Source organism: Intestinibacter sp. (assembly GCF_051866655.1).
GTDB lineage: Bacteria > Bacillota > Clostridia > Peptostreptococcales > Peptostreptococcaceae > Intestinibacter.
In genome coordinates this window covers 1-5,465 of record NZ_JBJDXL010000165.1, presented here as the reverse complement: position 1 = coordinate 5,465, position 5,465 = coordinate 1, and the positions used below count along the sequence as shown (strand labels likewise).

The 5,465-nt window shown below is 29.7% G+C and carries 7 protein-coding genes; 5 read left to right on the top strand and 2 right to left on the bottom strand.

Annotation, left to right across the window (positions count from 1 at the left end):
• Positions 1 to 238: PepSY domain-containing protein (locus ACI3VO_RS04985; RefSeq protein WP_439756856.1), on the top strand; the 238-nt coding region annotated here is incomplete at its 5' end.
• Positions 239 to 304: 66 nt separating this feature from the next.
• Here ACI3VO_RS04985 and feoB read toward each other — a convergent pair.
• Both feoB and ACI3VO_RS04975 read right to left on the bottom strand, forming a co-directional pair.
• The gene (feoB, locus tag ACI3VO_RS04980) at positions 305 to 2,224 is read right to left on the bottom strand and encodes a ferrous iron transport protein B (protein WP_439756855.1); all 1,920 of its coding nucleotides are present in this window, start codon (positions 2,222 to 2,224) and stop codon (positions 305 to 307) included.
• 13 nt (positions 2,225 to 2,237) lie between these two features.
• The gene (locus ACI3VO_RS04975; RefSeq protein WP_439756857.1) at positions 2,238 to 2,459 is read right to left on the bottom strand and encodes a FeoA family protein; all 222 of its coding nucleotides are present in this window, start codon (positions 2,457 to 2,459) and stop codon (positions 2,238 to 2,240) included.
• Between the two features lie 252 nt (positions 2,460 to 2,711).
• Here ACI3VO_RS04975 and ACI3VO_RS04970 point away from each other — a divergent pair, with 252 nt between their 5' ends.
• From ACI3VO_RS04970 to ACI3VO_RS04955, 4 genes are all read left to right on the top strand, one after another.
• Positions 2,712 to 3,233: a Gx transporter family protein gene (locus ACI3VO_RS04970; RefSeq protein WP_439756854.1), complete on the top strand. Its 522-nt coding sequence runs from the start codon at positions 2,712 to 2,714 to the stop codon at positions 3,231 to 3,233.
• A gap of 35 nt (positions 3,234 to 3,268) precedes the next feature.
• Positions 3,269 to 3,430, top strand: a complete 162-nt coding sequence (locus ACI3VO_RS04965) for an aspartyl-phosphate phosphatase Spo0E family protein (protein WP_216572026.1) — start codon at positions 3,269 to 3,271, stop codon at positions 3,428 to 3,430.
• Positions 3,431 to 3,440: 10 nt separating this feature from the next.
• The gene (locus ACI3VO_RS04960) at positions 3,441 to 4,166 is read left to right on the top strand and encodes an MgtC/SapB family protein (RefSeq protein ID WP_439756853.1); all 726 of its coding nucleotides are present in this window, start codon (positions 3,441 to 3,443) and stop codon (positions 4,164 to 4,166) included.
• 94 nt (positions 4,167 to 4,260) lie between these two features.
• Positions 4,261 to 5,465 (top strand): M3 family oligoendopeptidase (locus ACI3VO_RS04955; protein ID WP_439756852.1); only part of this gene is annotated, 1,205 nt, incomplete at its 3' end.

Genomic DNA, 5,465 nt, shown 5'->3' with positions numbered 1-5,465 from the left:
AACATTAGTAGATTTCGAATTTGATATGGATGATGGTAGAGCAGAATATGAAGGTGAATTAGTTGGAAATAATATCGAGTATGATATAGTTTTAGATGCAATAACAGGTGATATTATAGAGTTTGAAAAAGATTATGATGATGACAGAGGTGATTACGATAGAGATTATGACGATGATGATTATGATGATGATAGATATGACGATGACGACGATGACTACGATAGAGATGATGATTAATTTAATAAATGGAGTTTAATATAATAATACTTGATCAAAATAAAAGCTGGAATTTTTAATTCCAGCTTATTTTGAATGATTACTACATTTTGATGTACAAGAAGCGCAATCACAATGGTGACTTGAATTTAATTTATTATTTCTAGAATAGTAATTTAATAAAACTACAGTAGCAATAATTACAATTAAGAAAGCAATGAATTGTGCTATTGATACATTAGTTTGACCAAATACAACTAAAGATCCAACGAAGTTAAAAGAGAATCCGACAATCCACGCTAATCCAAATTGATAGAATAGAGAAGCGAACATCATTTTATTTCCGTATTCTTTTCTCATAGTTGCTAAAGTAGCTATACATGGAGTATATAGAGCACAGAAAATTAAGAATGTGTAAGCAGTTATAACAGTAAATACACTAGTAAGTCCAGTAGATAAATCTCCGAATAAAATTAAAAGTGTATTTACAACAACCTCTTTAGCTCCAAGTCCAGTTATCAATGCAACTGATATTCTCCAATCATTAAATCCTAATGGAGCAAATATAGGAGCAAGTATCTTTCCTAAATAAGATAGGAAGCTTTCATTTATATTTTCTGTAAATCCTGCTAGGTTAAATGAAGATAATGCCCATATAGCAACTGACATATAGAACATTACAGTTACAACCTTGATTAAAAATCCCTTTGATTTATTCCAAGCATTTTTAAAAAGTGCGCTCAATGTAGGGATTCTGTACTCAGGAAGCTCCAATACAAATGGTTCTAATTCTGTTTTGTAAATAGTTTTGTTTAAAATTAAGGCAACAAATATAGCTACTACAATTCCTAATATATATAAAGACGTAGTGACTATAGCTGCGTGTTTATCGAAAAATATGCCTATAAATAATGCATAAATCGGTAATTTAGCTCCACAAGTCATAAGTGGAGAAATTAATGCAGTTATTTTTCTATCCTTTTCACTTTCTAAGGTTCTAGTTGCCATTATAGCTGGAGATGCACATCCTATACCCATAACCATCGGTATAAATGCTTTACCAGATAAACCAACCTTACTCATTATTTTATCCATAAGAAATGCTGCTCTAGACATATATCCACTATCTTCAAATAGTGAAATTCCTAAGAATAAAACAAAGATTAATGGGAAAAATGGTAGTGTACCACCTAGAGATCCCAATATACCATCTACTATTAATGATCTAAACCATGCACTAGAATTTGCTAAAAGTCCATCTACAGGTGTTATGATGTAATTTTCTATAAGTGTAGTAGCTAAATCTTGTAGAGGTCCTCCTACCCAATCGAAAGTAAATTTAAATAATAAAAGTAATATTCCTACAAATATTGGGTAAGCTAGAATTGGATTTAAAACAAAATCATCGATTCTATCTGTGATGGATTTTTTATCTTGAATGTCATGTATAGTACATTTTTCTAAAATTGCATCTATTTTTTCATAAGTTTCGCTTTCTGTTCCAAAATCTTCTATATAAGAAGTTTTTTCGTTGACAGAGCTTCTTATAATTTCTTCTAGATTTTCAGTTCCACTTTTTTTCTTAGCTATAATAGGAACTATTTTTACGCCGAGTTCATCAGCAAGCTTATCGTAGTCGATTTTAATTCCCTTTGCTTCTGCTAAGTCGAGCATGTTTAACAGTAAAATAATTGGCTTATTGTACTCCATAAGTTGAGTAGTTAAATATAGGTTTCTAGACAAATTAGACGCGTCTACTATATTTAATATCACATCGACATCTTCGTTTTCTAAGAAGGCCTTTGATACCTTTTCTTCGTTTGAAAAAGTATCCATTGCGTAGATCCCAGGTAAATCTACAATTTTAATATCCTTTTTTAGATAGCCTTCCTTTTTTTCAATAGTAACTCCTGGCCAGTTTCCAACGTATTGGTTAGAGCCTGTAAGTAAGTTAAATACAGTTGTTTTTCCTACATTTGGGTTGCCAAACAACGCCACGTTAATCAATGACATCACCCCTTTATCTTTTTATACCTATATTCTTAGCATCGTTTTTTCTAAGTGCTAAGTTTAAACCTCTAAAATTTATAACTATAGGATCTCCAAAAGGAGCAACCTTTTTCACTGCTATTTCAGTTCCATCTATACATCCTAATGCAAATAATCTTTTAGCTAAGCGTATATCGCCATTTATATTATTAATAGTCGCTTTTTGACCAACCTTTAAATCGTAAACAGTCATCATTAATACCTCCTAATGAAATTCATTTTCAAATTATTATCATACTTATATAGTAATAATTATATTCAAAAAAGTCAAGTTTTCTAATGATGTAATTATGTTAAAAATGTATAGTAAATTTAAATCTAAGTTTTTTCTATAAATTTTTTCAAAAATGTCCAAAAAGTGGAGATTTATCGAAAAATATTGTATTATAATAGTATACAAAAAAATATTTTATTATATAAATGTATAATTTGGAGATAGAATACTATGAAGACAAAAAAATTGACTTTTTTAGGGCTAATGGTTGGATATAGCTTAATATTATATATATTAGAGACTTATATCCCAAATCCACTGATTGTATTTTTTCCAGGAGCAAAATTAGGTTTAACTAACATAATAACTTTAATTTCATTACTAATTTTTGGATTAAAAGAAACATTTATAATTGTAACAGTTAGAGTTATTTTATCATCTATTTTTACTGGTCCTATGTCTTATTTACTGTTTAGTATAGGGGGTGCATATTTAAGTTTAATTTTAATGTATTTAGCTACAAAAATTAAAGGATTCTCTACAATAGGAGTTAGTATTATAGGAGCAATAGGTCATAATTTGGGTCAACTGTTAGTTGCAAGTGTTATAGTAGAAAATTTATTAGTTGTAACTTATTTACCTTTTATGTTAGTTACATCATTGGTTACGGGGTTTTTTGTAGGTTTAGTATCAAAGTTTTGTTATCCTAAGATGGTAAAAGTGGGAGGCTCTCTTATTGATATTAATCGATAAAGATAATTTAAATTTTAAGTGTTAGTGGTGATAATATGGAAAATAATGAATTAGAAATGATCAAAAAAGAAATTGAAGAAGTAAGGGAACAAATAAATACATATATACAATATCCAGACATATTTGAAGAAGAATTAACAGAAGCAAGTAAGCAAATAGATATTTTAATAAATAAGTATATATATTTGAGTAAATAACCCACAAATCGTGGGTTATTTACTTTATTACTATATAATATATATATTAGTATATAAAATAGGAAGAGGGGGAGATTTTATCAGCGAAAAAGAAATTATAATAAGATTATTAATATGCCTAGTTATAGGTGGTCTTACAGGATTAGAAAGAGAAAAATCGCATCAATTTGCAGGTTTTAGGACTCATATACTTGTAGCCTTGGGCGCTTGTGTGACATCAGTTACTGCTTTACAACTATTTAATAATTACAGCACTTATAGTACTATGGATCCTGCTAGGCTTCCAGCACAAGTTCTTTCAGGAATAGGTTTCTTAGGAGCTGGAGCAATTTTAAAGAATTCTAGTGGAATACGAGGTCTTACAACTGCTGCAGGAATTTGGGCTACTGCGTGTATAGGAATAGCAATAGGATATGGAGAATACGTTTTAGGAATTACTGCATGGGTGTTGGAAATGATTACATTGTTATCGTTGAAGAGAATTGATAAGCTGCTTTTTAAAAATCGTAGTTGCAAATTGTACTTGACGATATCAAATCTAGATGCTGTCAAAGAGACCTTTGCGATTTTAAAGGAATGTAAAATAGCTATAAGAAATTTTGATATTAACAGCAAAGGAACTCAAATTTGGACAGCAAAATATAGTATTAGCTATGATAGAAGAATTATCGTTGAGGAATTGGAGAGGCGTATAAAAGAGGTCAATGGAGTTTTAGATTTTTATTTTTATGATTAATTTAATAAATGCAAGTTTTTAAAATTTAATTTTTGGGAAACATATATTATTATAATTAAAGTATAATTATGAAAAATTAGAAAGGAGACTTAAAATGGAAAGACAAAATATTGAAAGCCAATATAAATGGACTATTGACGAAATGTATCCAGAAGAGTCAGATTTGAATAAAGATATCGATAAGGTTAAGAGCTTGATAGAAAACGTTGGCACTTATAAAGGTAAGCTATCAGAATCTAAAGAAAATCTATACGATGCATTACATACATCAGAGGAAGCAGGTAGAGTACTTGAAAAGCTATATGTATATACTCATATGAAGAGCCATGAGGATACTAGAGTAAATGCAAATCAAGGAAAAGCCACAAAAATAGATATGCTATCTACTGAATTATCTATGGCGACTTCGTATATGATTCCAGAAATAATAAATATAGATGAAGCTAAATTAAATGAGTTTTTAAAGGATGAAAAATTATCTTTTTACAAAAAATATATAGACGAAATACTAAGAGAAAAACCACATACTTTAAGTGAAAAGGAAGAAGAAATATTAGCTGCAGCATCTGATTTAAGCTCTGTACCAGAAAACGTATACGACATGATGTCATATGCAGATATGCAATTCCCTGAAATAGAAGATGAAGAGGGCAACAAGGTAAAAATAACACATGCCAATTTTTCTTTATTCTTAAAGAGCAAGAATAGAAGAGTTAGAAAATATGCTTTTGAAGGATTGTATTCTGTTTATAAGCAATATAGAAATACTTTTGCATCAACTCTTTACGGCGGTGTAAAATCAGAAATTTTCTACGCAAAAATTAGAAAATATGAAAGTGCACTACAAGGCTCTCTATTTGCAGATAACATAAGTGTAGATGTATATGAAAACTTAATTAAATCAGTAAGTGAAAATATACCAGCACTAGATAAATATATAGACCTTAAAAAGAAATTTTTAGGCTTAGACGAAATTCATATGTATGATTTATACGTTCCTCTAACAGAAAATTTCGATATGAAAATACCATATGAGGAAGCTAAAAAAATCGTACTAGAAGCATTAAAGCCAATGGGAGAAGAATACTTATCTCATATACAAGAGGCATTTGATAATGGATGGATAGATGTATATGAAAATGATGGAAAGCAAGGAGGAGCGTACTCTTGGGGATGCTATGATTCTAAATCATACGTGCTTATGAATTACCACGACGACTTAAATTCTCTATTTACATTAATACATGAATTAGGTCACTCTATGCACAGCTATTACTCTAAAAACGCACAACCTTACTT